Genomic DNA, 22,740 nt, shown 5'->3' on the forward strand with positions numbered 1-22,740 from the left:
GGGCGAGGTGAGCAAATCAATCCACGAACACCACGGTCTTGCGGCCATTGAGGATGACACGGTCGTCGAGGTGATAGCGGATCGCCCGCGCCAGCACGCGGCGCTCGATGTCGCGTCCCTTGCGAACGAGATCCTCAGGCGTGTCGCGATGACTGATCCGCTCGACGTCCTGATCGATGATCGGACCTTCGTCGAGATCGCGCGTGACGTAATGGGCGGTGGCGCCGATCAGCTTCACGCCGCGCTCATGGGCCTGGTGATAGGGCTTTGCGCCCTTGAAGCCCGGCAGGAACGAGTGGTGGATGTTGATGCAGCGGCCGGACAGCTTGGCCGACAGATCATCCGACAGGATCTGCATGTAGCGGGCGAGGACCACGAGATCGGTCCCGGTCCTGGCAACGAGATCGAGGATCTGAGCCTCCTGCTCGCGCTTGGTCTCCTTGGTGACAGGCAGATAATGGAACGGAATCTCGCCGAAATCGAGCCCGGCATAGACCTCGCGCGGATGGTTGGAGACGATCGCAGCGAGCGTCATCGGCAATTCGCCGGTGCGCCAGCGATAGAGGATGTCGACCAGGCAATGGTCGGACTTCGACACCAGCAGCATCACCTTGCGATGCGCGGCGCGGTCGCGCATCTGCCACTCCATGCCGAAGCGCTCGGCGATCGCGGCAAAGCCGGTCTGGAGCGCGGCCAATTCCACGGCGAGATCGGCCGCGGTGAAAACCACGCGCATGAAGAATTTCTTGGTCTCGACGTCGTCGAACTGCTGGGCGTCGAGAATGTTCTGTCCGGAGTTCGCCAGGAAGGTCGACACCGCCGAGACGATGCCGGGGCGATCCGGACAGGACAGGGTCAGAACGTATTGATGATCAGGCATGGCTGTTGATGAAATGGCTGTTGAAGAGATGGCTCTTGACGAAGGTTTGGGCAGCGATGTGCGGAACGATCCGCGACTTGCGCCCTGCTCTAGCACCGAGGCGACCCTTGCGCCAATCCCGACGGCGGAGTCAGGATGAACGGACGATTGCGATTTTGAACTGAACGGAGCACGCCCATGGCCGACCGATTGAAAGGCACCCACATCCTGATCCTGGAGACCCGCGAGGAGGCGCAGTTCTCGAAGCTCCTGGCCGAGCAAGGCGCCGAGGTCGTGCAGTGTCCGATGTTCACCATCCAGGATGCTCCGGACCCGGCCCCGGTCGAAGCCTGGATCCGCCGCGCCATCGACAAGCCGTTCGACGACCTCGTTCTGATGACTGGCGAGGGCCTGCGGCGGATCATGAAGCTCGCGCGCACGCGCGGGCTCGACCAGGCTTTGGTCGCAGCGTTGGCCAAATCGCGAAAGTTCACCCGCGGGCCGAAGCCCGGCAAGGCGCTGCGCGAAATCTCGCTCGAGGCTCAGCAGACCACGGAGAAGCCGACCACCGAAGGCGTGATCGAGATGCTGGGCAAGCTGGATTTGAAGGGGCATCGCCTCGGCCTCCAGCTTTATCCGGACAAGGACCACAGCGTCCTGACTGGCGCACTCGCCGCGCAAGGCGCTGAGGTCGATACCCTGCTGCCTTACGTCTACGACTCCAAAGCTGCGGACGCCAGCATCGTCGCCGCCATCGACGACATGGCGGAGGGACGAATCGATTCCATCGCGCTGACCAATCTCGGCCAGGTTCGCCGACTGATGGAAGCCGCGAAGGCACACGGCATCGAAGCGAAGTTGCGCGCAGGGTTGGAGCGGACGCTGATTGCGTCGGTGGGCCCTGCGGTGTCGGGGGAGCTCGCCGCGCATGGCCTACGCACGGACATCGCGCCGGCGGAAGATGCGTATTTCATGCGGCCGCTGATCTCGGCGATGGCCGTAGTGCTGACGGAGAAGAAGCCGAAAGTACCCGTGACGTGAAACTCCCCAGCAGGCTCGTGCCGGAGCAGGATCCTAACTACGCACGACACGATACACGCACGCGTTTCCCACGACGCCGCGGAGAGGTGCGTCAAACTGAACGATGGCGTGGCCTGCGAGAAGGCCGCTGACGCCCGGCGCCGAATAAAGCGCTTCCGAGAGACAGATTTCGCCGGCATCAGCCAAGGCTTGCACGCGCGCCGCAACATTCACAGTCTGCCCGAAGTAGTCCAGATTTTCGTTGAGGGTCACTGCAATCGACGGGCCACAATGCGCTCCGATCTTTAGGATGATGCTCGGGTCACCATGCTCGCTGTTGTAGCGTTCTATTTCTCCGAGCATCTGCAACGCCGCGGAGACCGCGTCGGTCGGGCGGGAGAAGACCGCCATCACGGCGTCCCCGATCGTCTTGACGATGGCGCCGGAATGCGCCTGGACGGTCGCTCCCAGCAAGGCAAAATGCTCGCGAACCAGGGCGTAGGCATTCAGATCGCCGAGACGCTCGTACATCGCGGTCGACCCCTTGAGATCCGTGAACAGCAAGGTCACCTGCCGGATACCGAGGCCTTCCCGCTCGTCGACACGTTCCGAGCGGAACAGGCGGCGGAAGGTATGCCGCGCAAGTAACATGCCGCCGGACATATACGGTTCGAACTCGAGCGCAGGCTTGGTCGTCTGAGCCAGGACGTCGGGCGGCCAATTGATCAAGAGCAATGAGCCACGCACTACGCCGGAGTTCTCCACGTCGATCACAACGGGGCCAGGCGGGACGACGGGCAGCGAAGGCGAAAAGCGCTGCGCATCATATCCGACGCGCAGGACGGTCGGCGCAGTTGCGGGTTCGCCTACGACCGAGACCACGAATGCAGCCTGCGTCTGGACGTTGACTCCGGCCAGGGCACCGGGACCGAGGTCGGCACGAAGAGAGGTGGTCGAGCCCGGCGGCAAGAACGCAAGTCCACGAACCAATCCCCGCAGGAAATCGAGGAATCGGACCTGCTGACCGGGCATGCGCGCGTCGCCAAGGAAACGAAGCTTCCAGTGGAAATCCTCGATCGAAAGGGAATCAGGATCATGAAATGGAATCCGCCGGAGCTGCGGCGAGACCGTAAACGTAACTTCAATGAAATCGTCGAGGTCGGTTTCACCGCTGACGTCGCAGAGGCCGCAAACGTAATGGGTTTTCAGGGTGCGCAGAGCGCCAAAGCTGTCGAGCACCATGCCGGACTGGGGACAAACAACGTCCCAACTCATCTCGAACAACCCGCTCCTGGTCGCATGGAGAAACAGGTCGATGCTTTCAGCCTCGGTAATCGCGCGATCACGCGCGAACGCCAGGGGATTGATCCGGTAGAGCGAGAGATCGTCACCGCCCCTGATAAGCGTTTCGAATTTCGAGATCACGCGTGGGCTCCAGGATCGGGCCTGCTCGATCTCGGTCATCTTGCTTTCGAGCAGCCGCTCCTGGATGTGGGTCATCGTGCGCCTGAGTCTTTACGAGTCATGAGCAGGAACTGTCGCCGCGGGTTGCAGCGCGTCGAGCGCGGCATTTGCACCGCCAACCCGGCGGCGATTCCTAGCTTGCCACTTGCGAGGCGGCCGACATCAACTCCTGGGGGCTCGGAGCCCCGAACATGCGTTGGCCGCCTTCAGGAACCTCGGTAAAGGACCAGCGCACGATCCCCTCACGATCGAGCAGGAACTGGCCGAACAGCTGGCCTTGGCCGGTTGCCGCCATGCGCTGATCGGCCTCCATCATCTGGTAGCCGTCCTTGTTGTTGAGGTACTCGGAAGCCGCCAACCGATTCATCGGCCCCGACGTTTCGCCGGGCATATCGACCTGCATGCTCATGACAACGTCCATACCCACCTTGCGCGGCCACTCGGTCTCGTTCTCCGTAAACTCGATATTGGGCAGGCCGAACGCGCGGTGCGAGACCCGTTCTGGGTCGGACGCGGCAAGCAGATTGGGCAAGGGATGATAGCGGAAGTAGAGCCGCGCGCGCTCGATCGGCGTATTCACGACGGTGAGACTTTCGACGCCCTTCTCGCGCAGGGCTGCGTCAAGTTGCGCCTGGGCCGCGATGTGGCGCCGACAGAACGGGCAGTGCAGCCCGCGAAACAAGCCGATCAATATCGGACTATGCCCGCGAAAATCCTGGAGCGCGATCGTTCCATCGCGTGTGATGGCGTCCAGCACGATGTTCGGTGCACGATCGCCCGGCTGAAGCGGTCCATCGACATGAAGTTCTGACATGGTTGAACTCCTTCATATGACTTAGTCAAGAAATGGCAACACGATCAGCCCGGCGGGATCGAGCCCGTGGCGGGCGCAGACATCATGGGCCAGCGCGAAATATCGGTCTGCCTCGGGCATGTCGCCTCGATCAAGGCTCAGCGTGGCGAGACCATCATAGCACGGAAAAAGCTGCTGCGGTTCGCCGGTTTCGTTCGCCACCTCGATTGCCTCATTGTAGCAGAGGGAGGCCAGATCGGGGCGGAAATGACATTGATGGATTTGCCCGAGCACGATCAGGGGCACGGAGAGATGCTCGCGCAGATCCAGCGCACGGTCGATTTCGATTGCCTTTTCGGCAGCCGGTACACCTTCCTCGCTACATCTGTCCGTGAAGGTGCAACAGGCAACAGCAAAATTGGCAAGAAGACGCGCCTGGAAGCCGAGGTCCCCGATCCGGCGCGCGATATCGAGCCCACGCCGGCAGATCGTCACGGCTTTCGCCGGGTCGACAATCGTATAGAGCACACCGAGGTTGGTGTAGCCGCGGCAGGCTACGTTAAGGTGGCCGGCTGTTTCGGCGGCTGCAACACTTTGCTCCACCTCGCGCACCGCCTCCTCGTGTCGTCCAAGCCGCGCCAGCGCTACCCCCTTGGTGTTGAGGGCCTCCGCAATGGCACGTGCCGCCTCTAGCCCGCCCTGCTCGTCCGCCTCCGCCGGTACGGACCGTGCATAGCCGAGCGCCTCGTCTGCCCATCTCGCGGCGGCCACGTGATCGCCTGTCCGAAACGCGAGACGGCCGCGCTCCTGCAAGAGATGCGCCCACTCGATGGGCGCGTCGATCCCTCCAAGCAGGTTGGCCGCCTTGGCGTAATGCGTCTCTGCCTTGATCCGCTTGCCGGCATCCCACAGCAATCGGCCAAGCTTACGAAGAATTCGTGCTTCGCCGATCCGGTCCTGCGTGGCGCGGTGCCCCTCCAACGCGCTGCGAAAGTGCTCCTCGGCCGTGTTCCGGCGGCCAGCCGCGGCACAGAGGTCCGCAATCCGCTCGTACAGGACCAGACGTTCCGGCTCACGTTCGCTGCCGCCGGTCAACAGCACGGCGAGGGCCTGCTGGTAGAGACGGATGGCATCGTCATTGGCATAGCTGGCGCGTGCGCGGTCGCCGGCCGCGCGCAAATAGCGCGCGCCTTTCGGCTTGCTCGCGCTCAGACTGAAGTGATGTCCGAGCAGTATGAGATCTTCGAGCCGCTCGGGCTCATTGCTATAGAGCCTCTCGAGCGCCCCACCAATCCGTCCATGAAGCTCGATCCGGCGCTGCAGAAGCAGGTTTTGATAGATGACGTCCTGAAGCATGGTTTGCGTGAAGCGGTAGGTCCGCAGCGAAATCGAGTTCGAGCCCGCGATCTCCTCGACGATTTCCGCATCGCACAGAAGTTCGAGCCCTGCTTCAACCCTTGCCGGCTCGGTTGCCGCCGCACCGAGAGTAGCCGCATCAAAACGCGGGCCGATCACCGCGGCCTCCTGTGCTAGGCGGCGCACCTGATGCGGCAACCGGTCGAGACGCGCGAGCAACAACGCCTGAATACTTGCCGGAATATCGGCGGCGGCTTCATCCGACGTCATCCGCCACTGCGCACCGTCGCGCTCCAGAGTACCGGCTTCGATCAGGCCGCGTATGATCTCCTCGAGGAAAAGCGGATTGCCGCCGGCACGATCGAGGATCCGACTAAACAGACGCCCCGGCGGTTCACGCCAACCGTGACTGAAGTAAGCCGCGAGCAGCCTTTGTCCGTCGGCGTCGCCAAGCGGGGGCAGCCGGAGGGTTGCGTGACTGATCCTGCTCGAACCGAACTGGTCCAGTTCCAGCATCGGCCGATGCGTAAACAGCAGCATCAGCCGCGTCCGCTCAAGTCGATCCATCAGGAAGCGCAACGCTTCCAGAGACACCGCATCGGCCCAATGCAGATCCTCGACGATGATCAGCAGTGGCGACAGTGCCAGGCGGCGCTCGAAGACGGTGCGAATCGCGAAAAATATCTGCCGGCGGAGCTGTTCAGGCTCGACATGCCTGAGCAAGGTGTTGGGGTCGCCGAGGCCGAGTACGTGCAAATAGAGGGGTATCAGGCGGTCGGCCTCGTCAGTCGCGAGGCCAAGCTCCGACAGCGCTTCGGCGACCTTCGCCTCCGCCTCAGTGGCGCCCGCCTTCTGCGCGATGCCATAGGCGCTGCGCAGCACGGCGGCGAGTGTGCCATAGGATTGTTCGCCGAGCGGCGAGCACGCCGCCTGCCGGATCGCCACGCCAGCGAATTGATCCTGGTCGCGAATGCGGGCGACGAACTCCCTGACCAGGCGCGTTTTCCCGATGCCGGCTTCACCGACCAGCCGCACCAATTGTGCCGCGCCGCCGCACGCGAGATCAAGGCTGCCGATCATGCGCGCAAGCTCGGCGTCCCGCCCGATCAACGGCGCATTGAGGCCCAGCGTATCGAGACCTCGCGCCGCGCGGGGCGTGTCGAGCGCTTCCTTCAGACGGTGGACCAGCACGCTGCCCATCTTGCCCTTGAGTGAGACCTCGCCAAGCGAGTCATAGGAAAACGCATGCCGCGTCAGCCGGTGGGTCAACGGCCCGACCAGCACCTCGCCCGGAGCCGCCATCGATTGTAGTCGCTGGGCGGTATTCACCGTGTCGCCGGTCACCGAATAGGATTTGGTGACACCCGCACCGAGCCCGCCCGCGACGACATGCCCGGTATTAATCCCGACATGGAGCAGCAGAGGTGAACCTGCATACGCCTTCGCGCGTTCGCTGAGGCGCGCCGTCCGGTCGATCATGTCGAGGGCAGCGCGCACCGCCCGCTCCGGGTCATCCTCGTGCGCCGCCGGCGCACCAAACAGGGCCAGCAGCGCATCGCCGATGAATTTGTCCACGAAGCCGCCAAAGCTTTGCACTGCGGCCGTCAACTCCTCGAACAATTCGTTTTGAAGCGTCTGCATGACCTCGGGGTCGAGCCGCTCACTCATCGCAGTGAAGCCGCTGAGGTCGGCAAACAGCACGGTGATGGTGCGGCGGTTCGCCTCGCTGTCGATCTTGTCCGACGGAGCTCGAAATGCGGCTTGGGCCTCCTCTGCCGGCGCGAGCGGCGGGGAGGAGGAGCGGATCGGGAGCGTCGTCGGGCTCGTCCGCGCCGATGCCTGCTCGCCGCCTGCGGGGACCTCAGAGACGAAGACGCCGCATTTCGGGCAATAGGCGAAATCCGGCGCGCATCGAAAGCCGCAGCCAGGGCACGCGTTCGGCTGCTTCGTGCCGCACTTCGGGCAGAAGGCAAAGCCGCTCTGGACCTCTAGACCACAGCAAGAGCAGTTCATGGGTCAAGATCTCGCGGAAGCCGCGATGGCGCGATCTACTGGACCTGCCGGATGGGCCCAGAAACCAGGCAAGCATGGCCTCGTCGCACCGGAAGAGCAAGCGGTGGTTGGTCAACATGTCCGTATCGGATGGGCGACGAAGCGATGCTGCGGACGCACTGGCGCACCGCGCGTCGTCGGCAAGCATGGCGGCATGCAGTAGCGCCGATTGACAGGGGCTTGGCCGCGGCTACCCTGCCGAACAGAACAACAAGAATAAGGGGGAATCGCCGTGAAACCCGTCATCGCATCTTGAGCACATCCGCGCTCGCACCATTCCGCATTCGCAACTATCGCTTTCAGTGGCCGTCGGACCTGCTCACCTCCTGGGCGTTCGAGGTCGAGACGCTGGTGCTCGGCTGGTACATCCTGGTCGAAACAGGCTCGGTGCTGCTGCTGACCGTTCTCGCCTCGCTGCAATATGTGGGAACGCTGATCGCTCCGGTGCTCGGAATGGTCGGCGACCGCATGGGTCACCGCGATCTTCTTGGCGTGCTGCGTCTCACCTATACCGTGCTCGCCTCGACCATCATGGCGCTGGCGCTGACCGGCCATCTCGCGCCGCTCAAGGTGATGATCATCGTGACGATCATGGGCCTGATCCGCTCCTCGGATCTCGGCCTTCGCAGCGCACTGCTTGCCGACATCATGCCGGCCGAGCTGCTGGTGGGGGCGATCAGCCTGTCACGCACGACCCAGGACAGCGCGCGCATCGCCGGCGCGCTGACCGGAGCCGGACTGTTCGCGACCTTCGGCATCGGCAAGGTCTATGTGGTGATCGCCTGCCTCTATGTCGTGGCCGCCGGTCTGATGTTCTGCCTGACCCGACCGGCGAAGTCCGCCGAGCATCGCACGGTCGAGAGCCATTCCGGCTCGCGGCTGCTGCGCGATCTCAAGGAAGGCCTCGTTTTTTCCTGGAATGGGCCCGCCATGCTGGCCGCGCTGTGCGTCGCATTCCTGGCCAATCTCACTGCTTTTCCGCTGACGAATGGGCTGCTGCCCTACATCGCGCGCGACATCTTTCATACCGACCAGACCGGCCTTGGTTATCTCTCGGCAAGCTTCGCGCTGGGCTCGCTGATCGGCTCCGTCACGCTTAGTCTGGTTAGCGGCCTGCGTATCGCCCGCCTTTTGATCGGCGCCACCCTCGCCTGGTACACGCTGCTGTTGGTGTTCGTCGAAATCAGGACCATACAGGTGGCGATGGCCTGCCTGGTGCTGGCCGGCATCGCCCAGAGCATGTCGATGATCTCGGCAGCCGTCATCCTGATGCGGACCGCCAGCGCTCACCTGCGCGGCCGCGTGATGGGGGTGCGCATGATGGTGATCTACGGCCTGCCGATCGGATTGCTCGCGGCTGGCAGCCTGATCGACCTCATCGGCTATTCCGCGACGGGGTCGCTCTATGCCGCCGCGGGCTTCATCGCGATGCTGGCGATCGCGGTCCGCTGGCGCACCGACCTCTGGCCGGTGCACGCGCCCGCCAATGCGCGGTAGATTTTGTTTTGACGCGTTTTCTTGACGCGAACCGGTATCCACTTCGCTTGAAAACGCTCTAACTAATCCCCGTATCCACGCAGCCGCTCGACATTGAGGATCGTGACGCCGCCATATTCCAGCCGCAGCAGCCCCTCTTTCTCCAGCCGGTTCAGCGCGCGGTTGGCGTTCTGTCTGGACATACCGGAGAGCGCGCCGATCTCCTCCTGGGTGATCTCCAGATGCGCGGTCGATTCGGGATAGAGGATCGGGTTGAACAGGGAGGCAATGCTGCGGGCAAGTCGAGAGGTCGCATCGAGGGTGCGGTTGACCTCAAGCATGCCGATGAATTGGCCGAGCCGCTCGTTGAGCTGGCGCACCAGGAAGCGGTTGAAGCCGACGCTGTTCTCGAACAGCCACATGAAGGCTGAGCGTTCCATCAGCGCGACGCGGCTGTCGCGCAGCGCGACCACGTCGTAGCGGCGCAATTCGTTCTTGAGCACGCTGCCTTCGCCGAACCACGCGCCTGCCGTGAGCCCGGCCAGGCTGGTCTCCTTGCCGTCGCGCGACACCCCGCCCATGCGGGCGAGGCCACTCACCATACCCGCCCAATAGTCGAATTTGTCGCCGCGCATAAACACGGTCTCGCCGGTACCGTAGGACCGTTCGGTGATCCCGGCGCGGGCAACCTCGATCTCCGCTGGCGTGAGCTCGCGTGACCAGGCGGCGACGCGCCTCAGTTGATCCTCTGAAATCATGATCGAGAGGCCGGCCATCCTTCTGTTGCATTGCAACATGATCGCTCCAGCCACCAGCCTACGAAAGAAGGAGGCAGCGGCCGACTGAAAAACTTTGTCGCAGAATTGTCAGGCCGGAGACATTTCAAATTAGCGCTTTCCCCTATTGAGAACCACCTCGGGCGATGCGGCTTTTGATCCCAAACAGGGCGAAAGCGGCGCGGCTCTGGTCGGGACCATGTGCTGCATGGCCTCGCTGGGGCGGCCGTACTAGGATCGTCCAGGAGGAACCGACGAAGAGCGCCGCTGAATGCGCCATCACCGGGAGGGATTTGTTTGGTGGCTACCAGTCTCGAAGTGCGCGGCGTGTCCTTGCGATTCGGCGGCGTTCGTGCGCTGACCGACGTCAGCTTCGCCATCAACGAGGGCGAGCTGTTCTCGATCATCGGTCCCAACGGCGCCGGCAAGACCTCGATCGTGAACTGTATTTCCGGCCGCTATAAGCCGACCGAAGGTCAGCTGTTCTACCAGGGCCGCGACATCACGGGGCTGACGCCGAATGCGCGCCCCAAGCTCGGCATCGGCCGCACTTTCCAGAACCTTGCGCTATTCCACCACATGAGCGTGCTCGACAACATCATGGTCGGCCGCCATCACCTCTTGAAGAATAATTTCCTCACGGGCTCGCTGTACTGGCTCACCGGCGCGCGCAAGGAAGAGCTCGCGCATCGCCGCAAGGTCGAGGAGATCATTGACTTCCTCGACCTGCAGTCGGTGCGCAAAGCCACCGCCGGCACCCTCTCCTATGGCCTGCGCAAGCGCGTCGAACTCGCCCGCGCCATGGCGCTGGAGCCGCGCCTTATCCTCCTCGACGAGCCGATGGCCGGCATGAACTTCGAGGAGAAGGAGGACATGGCCCGCTACATCGTCGATCTCAACGAGGAGTTCGGCATGACGGTCGTGATGATCGAGCACGACATGGGCGTTGTGATGGACATCTCCCACCGCGTTATGGTGCTGGATTTCGGCCGCAAGATCGCCGAGGGCGATCCCGCCGCCGTGCTCGCCGATCCTCACGTCAAGCGCGCCTATCTCGGCGAAGAGGACGAGGCGCTGGTCGGCCCCGATGATGCACCGCCGGCGCAGGAGAGCGCGGCATGATGGATTACGCAGGGCGCGTCGCGCAGGCCGACACTTATCCGAAGCTGCTCCGGCTCAATGCAAAAGAGCACGGCAACGAGATTGCGCTGCGCGAAAAGGATCTGGGTCTCTGGCGCCCCTTCACCTGGAACGACTACCAGTCCCGCGTGCGCGACTTCGCACTCGGCCTGATCGAGCTTGGCCTTGGCCGCGGCGACGTCATCGGCATCATCGGCGACAACCGGCCGGACTGGGTCGCGGCGGAAGTGGCCACCCATGCGATCGGCGGACTGAGCCTCGGGCTCTATCGTGACGTACTCGACGAAGAAGCCTCCTACCTGCTCAACTACGGCGAAGCGCAGCTCGTCTTCGCCGAGGACGAGGAGCAGGTCGACAAGCTGCTGGCCCTGGCCGACCGCGTGCCTGATCTCAAGCACATCATCTATTCCGATCCGCGTGGCATGCGGAAGTACGACGATCCGCGTCTGATGTCGGCGGAAAAGTTCGCCGAGCTCGGTCGTGCCCGCGCCGCGCGCGAGCCGGAGCTTTACGATCGCCTCGTCGATGCTACCAAGGGCGAGGACGTCGCGATCCTGTGCACCACGTCGGGCACCACGTCACATCCAAAGCTCGCGATGCTCGCTGCCGGGCGCGTGCTCGGCCATTGCGCGACCTATCTGGCCTTCGACCCGAAGGGACCCGACGACGAATATGTCTCGGTGCTGCCGCTGCCCTGGATCATGGAACAGGTCTACGTGCTCGGCAAAGGCCTGCTCTGCCGGATGAAGATCAACTTCGTCGAAGAGCCGGATACGATGATGAACGATCTGCGCGAGATCGCGCCGACGTTCGTGCTCTTTGCCCCAAGGGTCTGGGAATCGATCGCCGCCGACGTCCGCGCCAAAGTGATGGATGCGACGCCCTTCAAGCAGCGCCTGTTCGATATCGGCATGAACAGTGGCCTCGCCGCACTTGAACAGGGCAAGCGCTCCGGCTTTGCCGACGCGATCCTGTTCCGCGCGCTCCGCGACCGGCTCGGCTTCACCCGCCTGCGCTCGGCCGCCACCGGCGGCGCCGCGCTCGGGCCGGATACCTTCAAGTTCTTCCAGGCCATGGGCGTTCCGCTGCGCACGCTCTACGGTCAGACGGAATTGATCGGGGCCTACACGCTGCACCCCGAGGGCAAGGTCGACCCCGACACGACGGGCGTTCCGATGGCCGACAATGTAGAGATTCGCATCGACAATGCCGACATTCACGGCGTCGGCGAGATCGTGGTGCGGCACCCCAACATGTTCCTCGGCTACTACAAGAACCCGGAGGCCAGTGTCGCCGACATCAGGAACGGCTGGATGCTCTCGGGCGATGCCGGCTATTTCAACGCCAACCGCCAGCTCGTCGTCATCGACCGCATCAAGGATCTCGCCGAGACAGCGCGCGGCGAGCGCTTCTCGCCGCAATTCATCGAGAACAAGCTGAAATTCTCGCCCTATATCGCCGAAGCCGTGGTGCTGGGCGCCGGCCGCGACGCGCTCGCGGCGATGATCTGTATCCGCTACTCCATCATCTCGAAATGGGCGGAGAAGAACCGGCTCTCATTCACGACCTACAGCGACCTCGCCTCGCGCCCCGAGGTCTATGCCCTGCTCCAGAAGGAAGTCGAGACCGTCAACGCCACGCTGCCGCCGGCGCAGCGCATCTCGCGCTTCCTCTTGCTCTACAAGGAGCTCGACGCCGACGACGGCGAGCTCACCCGCACGCGAAAGGTACGCCGCGGCGTCATCAACGAGAAATACGCCGGGATCATCGACGCCATCTATCGCGGCGACGCCGACATTCCCGTCGACACCGTGATCCGCTTCCAGGACGGCACCACGCAGCGCGTGCGCACGACGCTGCGAGTCGTCGACCTCGGCGGACGCGGCCCCATGGCGGAGGCTGCGGAGTGATGTCGTTCTCGGAGAATGCGCTGTCAGTCGATGCGCCCTCTCCCCTTGTGGGAGAGGGCATCACCGCCATCAGCCACACCCTCATTGGGGTGAGGGGTCCTCTCTCCGCACCGTCACTGCCGGGACGACCCCTCACCCGTCTTCGCTTCGCGAAGCCAACCTCTCCTGCAAGGGGAGAGGGGAAGAGCGCGCCGGATTTGTCAGCGAGCATCACATGAACACCGCCTTCCTCATCCAGCTCCTGGTCAACGGTCTCGTCGTCGGCACGCTCTATGGCGTGGTCGCGATGTCGTTCGTGCTGATCTATAAAGCCACCCAGGTCGTCAACTTTGCGCAAGGTGAACTGTTGCTGGTCGGCGCCTGGGTGTGCTGGGCGCTGCTCGCCAAATATCAGGTGCCGTTCTGGATCGGCATGCCGATGACGCTGGTGTTCATGTTCGTGTTCGGCATCGCGATCCAGGTCCTCATCCTGCGGCCGATGATCGGCGAGCCGATCATCTCGGTGATCATGGTGACGATCGGCCTCTCCACCGTACTCCAGGCGACGCTGAAATGGATGTTCGGCGTCAATCCGCAGCCGTTCCCGCGCGTGTTCGAAAGCCAGTCCGTCGGCCTGTTCGGCCTCCAGATCCAGACCGTCTATGTCATGAGCCTGGTCGTCTCGCTCGCGATGATGATCGGCATGGCCTGGTTCTTCCGCGCCTCGAAATACGGCCTTGCGATGCGCGCCACGGCGTTCAACCAGCAAGTGGCGCAGTCGCTCGGCATTTCCGTCAAGAGCGTGTTTGCGATGGCCTGGGCGATATCGGCGACCGTCTCGGCGGTCGCCGGCGTGGTCGTCGCCGTGGTCAACGGCGTGTCGTCGGGCCTTGCGGCCTACGGCATCAAAGTGTTTCCGGCGGCGATCCTCGGCGGGCTCGATTCCGTCGGCGGCGCGGTGCTCGGCGGCATCATCATCGGCCTGCTCGAGAACATCGCGCAATATGTCGACAGCCAGTACCTGCATTGGGGCAACCTCTACGAGATTGCACCGTTCTACGTGCTCATCATCGTGCTGATGATCAAGCCTTACGGCCTGTTCGGCACCCACGACATCGAGCGGATATGATCCATGGCCGGCCCTTCCCTCATCCCTGCTGGTGATTTCCGCACCTCTTATGCGGCCGACACCACGATCTTCCCGGCCACGACCAGCCGCAACTTCGCGATTGTTGGCGTGCTGCTGCTCTGCCTCTTGCCGCAATTTCTCAGCGGCTATTGGCTGAGCATCCTGATCCAGATCGGCATCTTTTCGATCGCCGCGCTGGGGCTGAACATCCTCGTTGGCTTCACTGGCCAGATCTCGATCGGCCACGCCGCCTTCTTCCTGCTCGGCGCCTTCACCTCGGCTTACATCTCCAACAACGCGCCGATCCCGGTGTTCTTCGCGATCCCGCTCGCCGGTGTCGTTACCGCGCTGGTCGGGCTGATCTTCGGCATTCCAGCGGCGCGACTGAAGGGTCTCTATCTCGTGATCGCGACGCTGGCCGCGCAATACATCCTGCTCGACTTCTTCTCCCGCGCAGAATGGTTTTCCGGCGGCTCCGTGCCGGCGAGCGCAAATCCATTCTCGATCTTCGGCTATACGCTCCGGGGCGATAAGCAATATTTCTACGTCGTGCTGGCCTATGTGCTCGCGAGCTACATTCTCGTCACCAACCTGATGCGCACGCGCGACGGCCGCGCGCTGGTGGCGATCCGCGACCATTATCTCTCCGCCGAGATCATGGGCATCAACCTTACCAAATACCGCACGCTGTCGTTTGGCCTGGCCGCCTTCTTCGCCGGAATCGCCGGCGCGCTTTATGCGCATTACCAGCTCGTCGTGTCGCAGGAAGGCTTCGGCATCGAGCGTTCGATCCTGTTCCTCGCCATGATCATCATCGGCGGCACCGGCTCGATCATGGGCACGCTGATGGGCACCGCCTTCGTGGTGCTGCTGCCGGAATCCATGGAATGGATCAGCCTGCATCTGAAGGGCGGCGCGATTGATCAGGCGCTGTCGCTCAACAACAACCTCACCTTCCTGCGCGAGATCGCGATCGGGCTCATCATCATCGTGTTCCTGATGTTCGAGCCCGACGGGCTCGCGCATCGCTGGCGGCAGATCAAGGCGTACTGGAAACTCTACCCGTTCTCGTATTGAGCGCGGTCAATTCAACAAACCAATAACAGGAGGAGACGACCTATGAAGACAAAAGCCCTTTTGAGCACCGCCTCACTCGCGCTGGCGATCGCCGCATTTTCCGCCGGCGCCCAGGCGCAGATCGCGATCGGCCATCTCGAGGATCGCTCGGGCGGCACCGCCGACGTCGGCACGCCGTTCGGCCAGGCCGTCGCCGATACCTTCGCCTGGGTCAACAAGAACGGCGGTGTCGGCGGCAAGCAGCTCAATGTCGACACGAACGACTACGGTTACCAGGTGCCGCGCGCGATCGCGCTCTACAAGAAGTGGTCGGCGCCGGACAACAAGGTCGCAGCCATCATGGGCTGGGGCACGGCGGACACCGAAGCGCTGACCGGCTTCCTCGCCCAGGACAAGATCCCCGACATGTCCGGCTCTTACGCTGCAGCCCTGTCGGATCCTGAAGGCGCCAGCGGCAAGGCCAAGCCCGCGCCCTACAATTTCTTCTATGGCCCGACCTATTCGGACGCGCTGCGCGCGATGCTGATGTGGGCGGCCGAGGACTGGAAGGCCAAGGGCAAGCCCGGCAAGCCGAAATACGTCCATATGGGCGCCAACCATCCCTACCCCAACGCGCCGAAGGCCGCTGGCGAGGCGCTCGCCACCGAGCTCGGCTTCGAAGTGCTCCCGCCGCTGGTGTTCGCTTTGAGCCCCGGCGACTACAGCAGCCAGTGCCTTAGCCTGAAGAGCTCCGGTGCGAACTACGCCTATCTCGGCAACACCCCCCAATCCAACGTGTCGGTGCTGAAGGCCTGCAAGGCCGCCAACGTCGACGTTCAGTTCCTCGGCAACGTGTGGGGCATGGACGAGAATGGCGCGAAGGCTGCCGGCGACGCCGCCGATGGCGTGGTGTTCCCGCTGCGCACGGCGGTCGGATGGGGCGGCGATGCGCCCGGCATGAAGACGGTGATGGAAATCTCCAAGATGTCCGATCCCACCGGCAAGGTCTACCGCCCGGTGCACTACGTCGCCGCCGTCTGCTCGGCGCTTTACATGAAGGAGGCGCTCGACTGGGCGGCCAAGAACGGCGGTGCCACCGGCGAGAACGTCGCCAAGGGCTTCTACCAGAAGAAGGACTGGGTGCCATCAGGGATGGAAGGCGTCTGCAATCCCTCGACTTGGACCGAGAAGGACCATCGCGGCACCATGAAGGTTGACCTCTATCGCACGAAGGTGTCGGGCGCGACCGATGGCGACATCAACGACCTGATGGGCAAAGGCACGATCAAGCTGGAGAAGGTCAAGTCGGTCGAGCTGCCGCGCAAGCCGGAATGGTTCGGCTGGTGAGCGCCTGATCCGTTCGTCGTTCCGGGACGCCTCGACGAGGCGAACCCGGAACCTCGAGATTCCGGGTTCGGTCCTGCGGACCGCCCCGGAATGACTGGATTGAAGCTGTGACGACAGCGGAGACAATATGACCGACACCCTCGAAGCATCTCGCGCCAAGCCGACTGCCGTGGCTCCCGCTCCCCTCCTCGCCGTGCGCAACATCGAGGTCGTCTATGACGACGTCATCCTGGTGCTGCGCGGCCTCAGCCTTGACGTGCCCAAGGGCGCGATCGTGGCGCTGCTCGGCGCCAACGGCGCCGGCAAATCGACGACGCTGAAGGCGATCTCGGGTCTGCTCAAGACCGAGGACGGCGAGGTCACGCGCGGCGAGATCCTGTTCGAGGGCGAGCCCATCGCCGGCATCGATCCCGACAAGATCGTTCGCCGCGGCATTTTCCAGGTGATGGAGGGCCGGCGCATCGTTGCCGACATGACGTCGCTTGAAAACCTCAGGCTCGGCGCCTTCACCCGCCGGGATCGCGAGGTCGATGCCGACCTCGACATGGTCTTCAATTATTTCCCGCGCCTGAAGGAGCGCACGGGCCTTGCCGGCTATCTCTCCGGTGGCGAGCAGCAGATGTTGGCGATCGGCCGCGCGCTGATGGCGCGCCCGAAGATGATCTTGATGGACGAGCCCTCGATGGGCCTGTCGCCGCTGCTGGTGAAGGAGGTGTTCTCCATCATCCAGAAGATCAACCGCGACCTCGGCGTCACCATCCTGCTGGTGGAGCAGAACGCGCGCGCCGCGCTGTCGGTGGCAAGCCACGGCTACATCATGGAGCAGGGCAAGGTCGTGCTCGACGGCACCGCTGACGAATTGCGCGACAACGAGGACGTCAAGGAATTCTACCTCGGCGGCGCCGGCGACCAGCGCAAGAGTTTCAAGAACCTCAAGAGCTTCAAGCGACGCAAAAGGTGGCTGTGAAACTCAGCTCAGCACCTGCTCCGCTTCCGTGACCGCGCAGAGAACATGATAGAACGACGACGCAGGAATGGTGTCGATCAGCGATTTGCCGTCGCAGTCGAACTGGTCGTACCAGCCGCCCCGCACGGGATGGCTGAGATAATAACGTTCGAGCCGCACCAGCGCCGCCCGCGCCTCCTCCGCCGCGCCCGCCTCGCCGGACTCGGCCTGCGCAATCCACGCTTTCGCAATCTCAGTCTGCGGCCACAGCCGGCGCGTGGAGCGACGGATGTTACCGGCATCATCGCCCTCGTCGACGAGACAGCCGGTCACCGGGTCGCGATAGCGCATCGCGGTCGCAAGCAGTTCGGCGCGCCGCTGTCCGGTCGGGCAGCCCGTGATGCGCTCAAACCCTTTCAGCAGCCAGACCCACTCCGCCTGGTGACCGGCCTCGACGCTGACAGGCTCGATCTTCGACCAATCCTCCTCGAAATACTCGCCGAGCGCGCAGGTCCGCTTGTCGTAGAGATTGGCGAGGAACTGCGCGAAGAACTCGCCGGCTCTGTTCTGGAACGACAGATCATGGGTCGCGTCGAAACACGCGATCATCGCCTCGAACATATGCATCTGCGGGTTCTGCCGGCGCGGCAGCGAGACCGGCAGACCTTCGTGCACGCCGCCATGCGGCGAGCGCAGATGGCCGTCGACGAAAGCAAGCAGCGCGTCGATTTCGGCGCGGACCTGCGCGTCCTTGTCGAGCGAATAAACGGTCGCGAGCGCAAACAGGATGAAGGCGTGATCGTAGGCATCGCGGCGCGCATCCAGCACCGCGCCTTCAGGCGTCAGCCGGTGCACATAGCCAGGCTTGCCGTCGGGCGCCTTGGCCTTGGCAAGCATGTGTTCGAGCCCCTTCAGCGCGATGGCGCGGCCTTGCGGATACCACTCCATCTGTGCGGCCTTGGCGTAGCAATAGATTTGCCGCGCCTGCACGAACACGCGCCGCGGCGCGGCCACATCCGCTGTGCCGTCGCGATGCAACCGGTCGATGAAACCGCCCGTCGCATGGTCCCAGCCAACGGTGGACCACAGCGGTATCGCGTCCTCGACCATGCGGCGCTTCAGGCGCGCGACGACGCCAGCCGCCTCGTCCGCCGGAATGATGCTTTCGTTCGCCATCGCGCCCTCTCCACCCCTGTCAATGGCCGTCTGATACCCATGCGGGCGGCGGCGTGCAACGGACGCCAACCCGGAAAGATCTGCCATGACCGCCCATTACGACGCCCTCGAGAAGCGTGAACAAGCGGCGCGCGAGGCCGATTTGTTCGCCCGCCTGCCGGACGTGCTGCGCAGCGCCATGGCCGCCCCGACCTATGCCGAGCGGCTGAAAGGCATCGGTCCCGCCTCGGTGAGCTCCAGGGCGGCGCTCGCGGGCCTTCCGGTGCTGCGCAAGTCGGAACTGCCCGCCCTGCACAAGGCCTCCCAGCCCTTCGGCGGCTTCGTGGCGGCGGCCCCGGGCTCGTTTGCCCGCCTCTTCACCTCACCGGGGCCGATCTTCGAGCCGGAGGGACGGCAGGCCGACCCCTGGCGCGGCGCACGGGCGCTATTCGCGGCCGGGTTCCGCCCCGACGACATCGTGCTCAACACGTTCAGCTACCACCTCACCCCCGGCGGCTTCATTTTCGACGCCTCGGCACGCGCGCTGGGCTGCGCCGTGATCCCGGCCGGGCCCGGTAACACCGAGCAGCAATTCGAGCTGATCGAGGCCTACCGTCCGGTCGGCTACAGCGGCACGCCTGATTTCCTGAAGATTCTGCTCGATGCCGCCGCGACCGCGGGCCGCGACGTCTCCTCGATCAAGCGCGCGCTGGTCTCAGGCGCGGCATTCCCGCCCTCCCTCCAGGCCGAGATCAAGGCGCGCGGCATCGACGCCTACCAGGCGTTCGGCACCGCCGATCTCGGCCTCATCGCGTTCGAGACCGAGGCACGCGACGGCATGGTCGTCAACGAGGATCTGATCATGGAGATCGTCAAACCAGGCACCGGCGATCCGGTGGCGCCGGGCGAAGTCGGCGAGATCGTGGTAACCTCGCTCGATCCGCATCATCCCTGGATCCGGCTGGCGCTCGGCGACCTCACCGCTTCCCTGCCCGGCATAAGCCCGTGCGGGCGCACCAATATGCGTATCAAGGGCTGGATGGGCCGCGCCGACCAGACCACCAAGGTCAAGGGCATGTTCGTCCGCCCCGAGCAGATCGCCGAGATCGGCAAGCGCCACCCCTCGCTCGGAAGGCTGCGCCTCGTCGTCTCCCGTCAGGGTGAGACCGATGCGATGACGCTGAAGGCCGAGACGAGCGCATCAGACGATGCGCTGCGCGAAGTGATCGCCAGCAGCCTGCGAGCCGTGACCAAGCTCGGCGGCGCAGTCGAGCTAGTCAGCCCCGGCGCGCTGCCAAACGATGGCAAGGTGATCGCAGACGAGCGCGGTTAGAGCCGTTGCCCTGCCCCGCTTCCGCAGACGATCAGACCAACAGCCGGCTCGAGCGCTCTCTCCAGGCAAGTCACCTGGCTCCGCAATCGCGCCGTGCGCCCACTTGGAACTGTGCGACTCATTCGTGCCAGGTCAGGTTGACTCCGATCATCAGGGCTTTCCCGTCTCTCGCCGGTAGCCGGCCAGGGCCACATATCTGCCCCGTCTGACCGCAAAATCACGTGATCCGAGAACCGTCCTGACGGCTGTCGCGCTTGAGGATGGGACCTGGCCGGGCGCTATCCGCGGCCGCCGGGATTTCTTGGCTGCTCGGAATCACGGCACCTCGAACTTCATGACGACGTCGCAGGATCAACTTAGATGGACGCGGCCAGCTTTTTCTCCTAACTCTGATCGTGTTAGCGCCCGATCAAGCCATGGAACCGATTGCAAAATGACGACGGAGAGAACAACCGCCTCTGGTCCGCTGCAGACGCTCTCGTGGTATCGCTGGACGCTGCTCTCGATCGCGGGACTAATATTTTTCCTGTTGGCGATCTCCATTTTCGTGCTCGTCAAGCCACGGACGACGACCCGGTCGGCAATCGATATCGGGTTGGTCTCCGCCAACGAGAAAGTCGATTATTCGACGAGTTAAAGATATTGTCCGACGAGGTCCGCGCTTCTCTACCTGCCCAACGGGAGGATTTGGCGGGCCAGCAACTGCAGCGGCGCTCCAGCCAGCAATCGGACGTTCCTTTTGCGGACGACACCCGCCGCTGCGCGTGCCGTGCTGGCCAAGCGATCCGCCGAAGAACTCGGCCAACAGATCACCGATGATCAGAAGGCAATCGGGATCGCGTCGACTCGGATTTCTGTTCATTGCAGCCATCACCTCAATTTTAGTGGCGTTTGCAGCTGCCGCCCTTTTGCACAATTTCGTTGCGACACGGACCTGAAGAATGGGTGCACAAGCTCGCCAGGCGGTGATCGAGACCATTTTCCTCGCGCGGGCTCTGACAACATCAGATCAAGCCGGGATTGGATCGCCCACGCCGCAGTCCTTTAGGTTCGGGCCCAGCTTGCTCGTCTTCGCCTACATTGTGCTCTGCTGCGTGTCACTCGCCTACGTCACACAATTTTACGAATCAATACTGCGGACAGGAAGCAATGCAGACGCATTGTACGCAACGGCCTTAAACATCGCACCGTTTGCGCTGATCTCAATTCTCTTCAGCGTTAGTCAATTCAGCTTGGGCTATCTGCTTGGATTCTACTTATACACGATCATACTGGGCTATCTGTGGCTGATCCAACTATCGAAATTCCCTTATGATCATGCTCTGGCATATGCATCGTCTTTTGCCTCGGCGCTCGCATTCCTCGTACCTGCGCTATTCATCACAGCACCCATAAAGCCAAGAGTGGAGATCTCGCCAGGCACGTTTAGCAAATTGTTGACGTCCATATTTATCCTCAGCGCGATCGTTGTCGTCTGCGGCGCGTTCTTCAACCTGAGGATGGTTAGGCTCGCGGAGATCTACACCTATCGCGGTGAACTCCGGTTTCCGGCCTGGCTACAATAACAATATGCAATGGGCATCACGTCGAATGTGCTGCTGCCATTTGCATTTGCTTGCTTTGTTGCGCAGAAAAGCTGGTGGCGAGCTATATCGACATTGCTGCTCCTACTACTCTTTTATCCAATCACACTCACCAAGCTTGCCCTGTTCGCACCGGCCTGGTTGTTATTCCTGGGCTTGGGCTCAATTTTCTTTGAGCCCAGGACAGCCGTGGTGCTGTCTCTACTCCTGCCGATTCTGCTAGGGGTGATTCTGGCAATGCTTTTTGATGCCAATGCGATCACTTATCAGCAGTTCATCTCATATTTCGGCTTGATCAACTTCAGGATGATCGCCCTCCCTTCGAGTGCACTCGATTACTACAATGACTTCTTCGCAACGCACGAACTGACCTACTTTTGCCAGATCAATCTCGTAAAATCGTTCGTCGATTGCCCGTACCGGGAGCCGCTGGCAGTCGTGATGCAAAACGCCTATCAGATTGGATACTTTAATGCCTCGCTGTTCGCGACCGAAGGCATCGCGTCAGTCGGAATGAATATGGCACCGGTTGCTGCCCTTGCGTGCGGGTTGATCATTTCGCTCGGCAATTGCCTATCCTCGGGCCTACCATCGCGATTCGTCCTTCTATCAGCCGGCGTTCTCGCGCAGACCTTCATCAACGTTCCGCTAACGATTTCGTTTGTGACGAATGGCGCCGCGCTCCTTTTCCTGCTCTGGTACATTACGCCTCGCACGCTATTTGAGCGCGTATCATGACGCTTCCGCGAAATCGGGCACGCTTGACTGCTTCAATGGCAATTCGAGTCTGCAGATCAATCTCATCGAAAGCAGCGACGCTTTCCATGTTCCGCCGATTGAGCGACCCGACTCGACCCAGCAGGATTACCGCTAGGCCCCCTGCGCCTCAGCCAAATAGGCCTCATAAGCGCGCTTCAAGCCATCCTCGAGTGACGTCGTCGCGCGCCAGCCGAGCTTTGTCAGCCGACTGACGTCGAGCAGCTTGCGCGGCGTGCCGTCGGGGCGCGAGGTGTCGAAAGCGATCTCGCCGCGATAGCCGACGATCTCCGCGACCACGCCCGCGAACTCGGCGATGGCGATGTCCTCGCCAGTGCCGATGTTGACGAGGTCCGCACCGGAATAGGTCTTCATCAGATGCACGCAGGCATCCGCCATGTCGTCGACATAGAGGAACTCGCGCCGCGGCGTACCGGTGCCCTAGACGACGACACTCTTGGCGCCAGACTCTTTCGCCTCATGGAAGCGGCGGATCAGGGCGGCGACGACGTGGCTCAATTCAGGGTGATAATTGTCGCCGGGGCCATAAAGATTGGTCGGCATCACGCTGATGAAGTCGCTGCCGTACTGGCTGCAATAGGCCTCCGCC

Annotated in this window: 18 protein-coding genes and 1 pseudogene; 12 read left to right on the top strand and 7 right to left on the bottom strand. The window is 62.9% G+C overall.

The window, feature by feature from the left end; all coding sequences use genetic code 11:
* Positions 1-16 precede the first annotated feature (16 nt).
* Positions 17-880: a formyltetrahydrofolate deformylase gene (gene purU / locus L6637_RS33505; protein ID WP_128958365.1), complete on the bottom strand. Its 864-nt coding sequence runs from the start codon at positions 878-880 to the stop codon at positions 17-19.
* A gap of 177 nt (positions 881-1,057) precedes the next feature.
* Here purU and L6637_RS33510 point away from each other — a divergent pair, with 177 nt between their 5' ends.
* Positions 1,058-1,900, top strand: coding sequence for a uroporphyrinogen-III synthase (locus tag L6637_RS33510; RefSeq protein WP_237873262.1), 843 nt, complete (start codon positions 1,058-1,060; stop codon positions 1,898-1,900).
* Between the two features lie 33 nt (positions 1,901-1,933).
* Here L6637_RS33510 and L6637_RS33515 read toward each other — a convergent pair whose 3' ends face one another.
* From L6637_RS33515 to L6637_RS33525, 3 genes are all read right to left on the bottom strand, one after another.
* On the bottom strand, positions 1,934-3,379 hold the full coding sequence (locus tag L6637_RS33515) for an adenylate/guanylate cyclase domain-containing protein (protein WP_237873264.1): 1,446 nt from the start codon (positions 3,377-3,379) through the stop codon (positions 1,934-1,936).
* A 97-nt stretch (positions 3,380-3,476) separates the two neighbouring features.
* On the bottom strand, positions 3,477-4,157 hold the full coding sequence (locus tag L6637_RS33520; RefSeq protein ID WP_237865064.1) for a redoxin domain-containing protein: 681 nt from the start codon (positions 4,155-4,157) through the stop codon (positions 3,477-3,479).
* Between the two features lie 21 nt (positions 4,158-4,178).
* Positions 4,179-7,505 (bottom strand): adenylate/guanylate cyclase domain-containing protein, encoded by a 3,327-nt coding sequence (locus L6637_RS33525; protein ID WP_237873265.1) that lies wholly within the window; start codon positions 7,503-7,505, stop codon positions 4,179-4,181.
* A gap of 291 nt (positions 7,506-7,796) precedes the next feature.
* Between L6637_RS33525 and L6637_RS33530 the strand changes: the two genes are divergently transcribed.
* Positions 7,797-9,041, top strand: a complete 1,245-nt coding sequence (locus L6637_RS33530; RefSeq protein WP_237873267.1) for an MFS transporter — start codon at positions 7,797-7,799, stop codon at positions 9,039-9,041.
* Positions 9,042-9,103: 62 nt separating this feature from the next.
* Here L6637_RS33530 and L6637_RS33535 read toward each other — a convergent pair whose 3' ends face one another.
* A complete protein-coding gene (locus tag L6637_RS33535) occupies positions 9,104-9,778 on the bottom strand; it encodes a Crp/Fnr family transcriptional regulator (RefSeq protein ID WP_237873282.1) in 675 nt (224 codons plus the stop codon).
* A gap of 318 nt (positions 9,779-10,096) precedes the next feature.
* Here L6637_RS33535 and L6637_RS33540 point away from each other — a divergent pair, with 318 nt between their 5' ends.
* The 6 genes from L6637_RS33540 (at position 10,097) to L6637_RS33565 (ending at position 17,324) form a co-directional block, all read left to right on the top strand.
* Positions 10,097-10,918 carry an ABC transporter ATP-binding protein gene (locus L6637_RS33540; protein ID WP_237865068.1) on the top strand — a complete coding sequence of 274 codons (822 nt, stop codon included), beginning with the start codon at positions 10,097-10,099 and terminating at the stop codon, positions 10,916-10,918.
* Positions 10,915-12,846 carry a long-chain fatty acid--CoA ligase gene (locus L6637_RS33545; protein ID WP_237873268.1) on the top strand — a complete coding sequence of 644 codons (1,932 nt, stop codon included), beginning with the start codon at positions 10,915-10,917 and terminating at the stop codon, positions 12,844-12,846. The genes L6637_RS33540 and L6637_RS33545 overlap by 4 nt, the downstream gene beginning before the upstream one ends.
* Before the next feature lie 214 nt (positions 12,847-13,060).
* Positions 13,061-13,954 carry a branched-chain amino acid ABC transporter permease gene (locus L6637_RS33550; RefSeq protein WP_237865070.1) on the top strand — a complete coding sequence of 298 codons (894 nt, stop codon included), beginning with the start codon at positions 13,061-13,063 and terminating at the stop codon, positions 13,952-13,954.
* Positions 13,955-13,957: 3 nt separating this feature from the next.
* Positions 13,958-15,031: a branched-chain amino acid ABC transporter permease gene (locus L6637_RS33555; protein WP_237865071.1), complete on the top strand. Its 1,074-nt coding sequence runs from the start codon at positions 13,958-13,960 to the stop codon at positions 15,029-15,031.
* Positions 15,032-15,073: 42 nt separating this feature from the next.
* Positions 15,074-16,357 carry an ABC transporter substrate-binding protein gene (locus tag L6637_RS33560; protein WP_237865072.1) on the top strand — a complete coding sequence of 428 codons (1,284 nt, stop codon included), beginning with the start codon at positions 15,074-15,076 and terminating at the stop codon, positions 16,355-16,357.
* Between the two features lie 127 nt (positions 16,358-16,484).
* Positions 16,485-17,324, top strand: a complete 840-nt coding sequence (locus tag L6637_RS33565; protein WP_237865073.1) for an ABC transporter ATP-binding protein — start codon at positions 16,485-16,487, stop codon at positions 17,322-17,324.
* A gap of 3 nt (positions 17,325-17,327) precedes the next feature.
* Here the strand turns inward: L6637_RS33565 and L6637_RS33570 are convergent, their stop codons facing one another.
* Positions 17,328-18,479 (bottom strand): AGE family epimerase/isomerase, encoded by a 1,152-nt coding sequence (locus L6637_RS33570; RefSeq protein WP_237873269.1) that lies wholly within the window; start codon positions 18,477-18,479, stop codon positions 17,328-17,330.
* Between the two features lie 85 nt (positions 18,480-18,564).
* On the opposite strand from L6637_RS33570, the gene L6637_RS33575 reads away from it, so the two are divergent.
* The 4 genes from L6637_RS33575 to L6637_RS33590 all read left to right on the top strand — a co-directional run bounded on the left by L6637_RS33575 (position 18,565) and on the right by L6637_RS33590 (position 22,112).
* The gene (locus L6637_RS33575; protein ID WP_237873270.1) at positions 18,565-19,791 is read left to right on the top strand and encodes a phenylacetate--CoA ligase family protein; all 1,227 of its coding nucleotides are present in this window, start codon (positions 18,565-18,567) and stop codon (positions 19,789-19,791) included.
* Positions 19,792-20,224: 433 nt separating this feature from the next.
* Positions 20,225-20,428 (top strand): hypothetical protein, encoded by a 204-nt coding sequence (locus tag L6637_RS33580; protein ID WP_237873271.1) that lies wholly within the window; start codon positions 20,225-20,227, stop codon positions 20,426-20,428.
* Between the two features lie 304 nt (positions 20,429-20,732).
* The gene (locus L6637_RS33585) at positions 20,733-21,356 is read left to right on the top strand and encodes a hypothetical protein (protein WP_237873272.1); all 624 of its coding nucleotides are present in this window, start codon (positions 20,733-20,735) and stop codon (positions 21,354-21,356) included.
* Positions 21,357-21,365: 9 nt separating this feature from the next.
* A complete protein-coding gene (locus L6637_RS33590; RefSeq protein ID WP_237873275.1) occupies positions 21,366-22,112 on the top strand; it encodes a hypothetical protein in 747 nt (248 codons plus the stop codon).
* Positions 22,113-22,244: 132 nt separating this feature from the next.
* On the opposite strand, the pseudogene L6637_RS33595 reads toward L6637_RS33590, so the two are convergent.
* A pseudogene (locus L6637_RS33595) lies at positions 22,245-22,740 on the bottom strand (NAD-dependent epimerase/dehydratase family protein); the annotation flags it as partial.

The organism is Bradyrhizobium zhengyangense (assembly GCF_022012435.1).
Taxonomy (GTDB): Bacteria; Pseudomonadota; Alphaproteobacteria; order Rhizobiales; family Xanthobacteraceae; genus Bradyrhizobium; species Bradyrhizobium zhengyangense.

What these genes read in the sequence shown, in the direction of transcription:
- purU (WP_128958365.1), bottom strand. Translation starts at nt 880, where the DNA reads ATGCCTGATCATCAATACGTTCTGACCCTGTCCTGTCCGGATCGCCCC.
- L6637_RS33510 (WP_237873262.1), top strand. Translation starts at nt 1,058, where the DNA reads ATGGCCGACCGATTGAAAGGCACCCACATCCTGATCCTGGAGACCCGC.
- L6637_RS33515 (WP_237873264.1), bottom strand. Translation starts at nt 3,379, where the DNA reads ATGACCCACATCCAGGAGCGGCTGCTCGAAAGCAAGATGACCGAGATC.
- L6637_RS33520 (WP_237865064.1), bottom strand. Translation starts at nt 4,157, where the DNA reads ATGTCAGAACTTCATGTCGATGGACCGCTTCAGCCGGGCGATCGTGCA.
- L6637_RS33525 (WP_237873265.1), bottom strand. Translation starts at nt 7,505, where the DNA reads ATGAACTGCTCTTGCTGTGGTCTAGAGGTCCAGAGCGGCTTTGCCTTC.
- L6637_RS33535 (WP_237873282.1), bottom strand. Translation starts at nt 9,778, where the DNA reads ATGATTTCAGAGGATCAACTGAGGCGCGTCGCCGCCTGGTCACGCGAG.
- L6637_RS33545 (WP_237873268.1), top strand. Translation starts at nt 10,915, where the DNA reads ATGATGGATTACGCAGGGCGCGTCGCGCAGGCCGACACTTATCCGAAG.
- L6637_RS33550 (WP_237865070.1), top strand. Translation starts at nt 13,061, where the DNA reads ATGAACACCGCCTTCCTCATCCAGCTCCTGGTCAACGGTCTCGTCGTC.
- L6637_RS33555 (WP_237865071.1), top strand. Translation starts at nt 13,958, where the DNA reads ATGGCCGGCCCTTCCCTCATCCCTGCTGGTGATTTCCGCACCTCTTAT.
- L6637_RS33560 (WP_237865072.1), top strand. Translation starts at nt 15,074, where the DNA reads ATGAAGACAAAAGCCCTTTTGAGCACCGCCTCACTCGCGCTGGCGATC.
- L6637_RS33565 (WP_237865073.1), top strand. Translation starts at nt 16,485, where the DNA reads ATGACCGACACCCTCGAAGCATCTCGCGCCAAGCCGACTGCCGTGGCT.
- L6637_RS33570 (WP_237873269.1), bottom strand. Translation starts at nt 18,479, where the DNA reads ATGGCGAACGAAAGCATCATTCCGGCGGACGAGGCGGCTGGCGTCGTC.
- L6637_RS33575 (WP_237873270.1), top strand. Translation starts at nt 18,565, where the DNA reads ATGACCGCCCATTACGACGCCCTCGAGAAGCGTGAACAAGCGGCGCGC.
- L6637_RS33580 (WP_237873271.1), top strand. Translation starts at nt 20,225, where the DNA reads ATGACGACGGAGAGAACAACCGCCTCTGGTCCGCTGCAGACGCTCTCG.
- L6637_RS33585 (WP_237873272.1), top strand. Translation starts at nt 20,733, where the DNA reads ATGGGTGCACAAGCTCGCCAGGCGGTGATCGAGACCATTTTCCTCGCG.
- L6637_RS33590 (WP_237873275.1), top strand. Translation starts at nt 21,366, where the DNA reads ATGGGCATCACGTCGAATGTGCTGCTGCCATTTGCATTTGCTTGCTTT.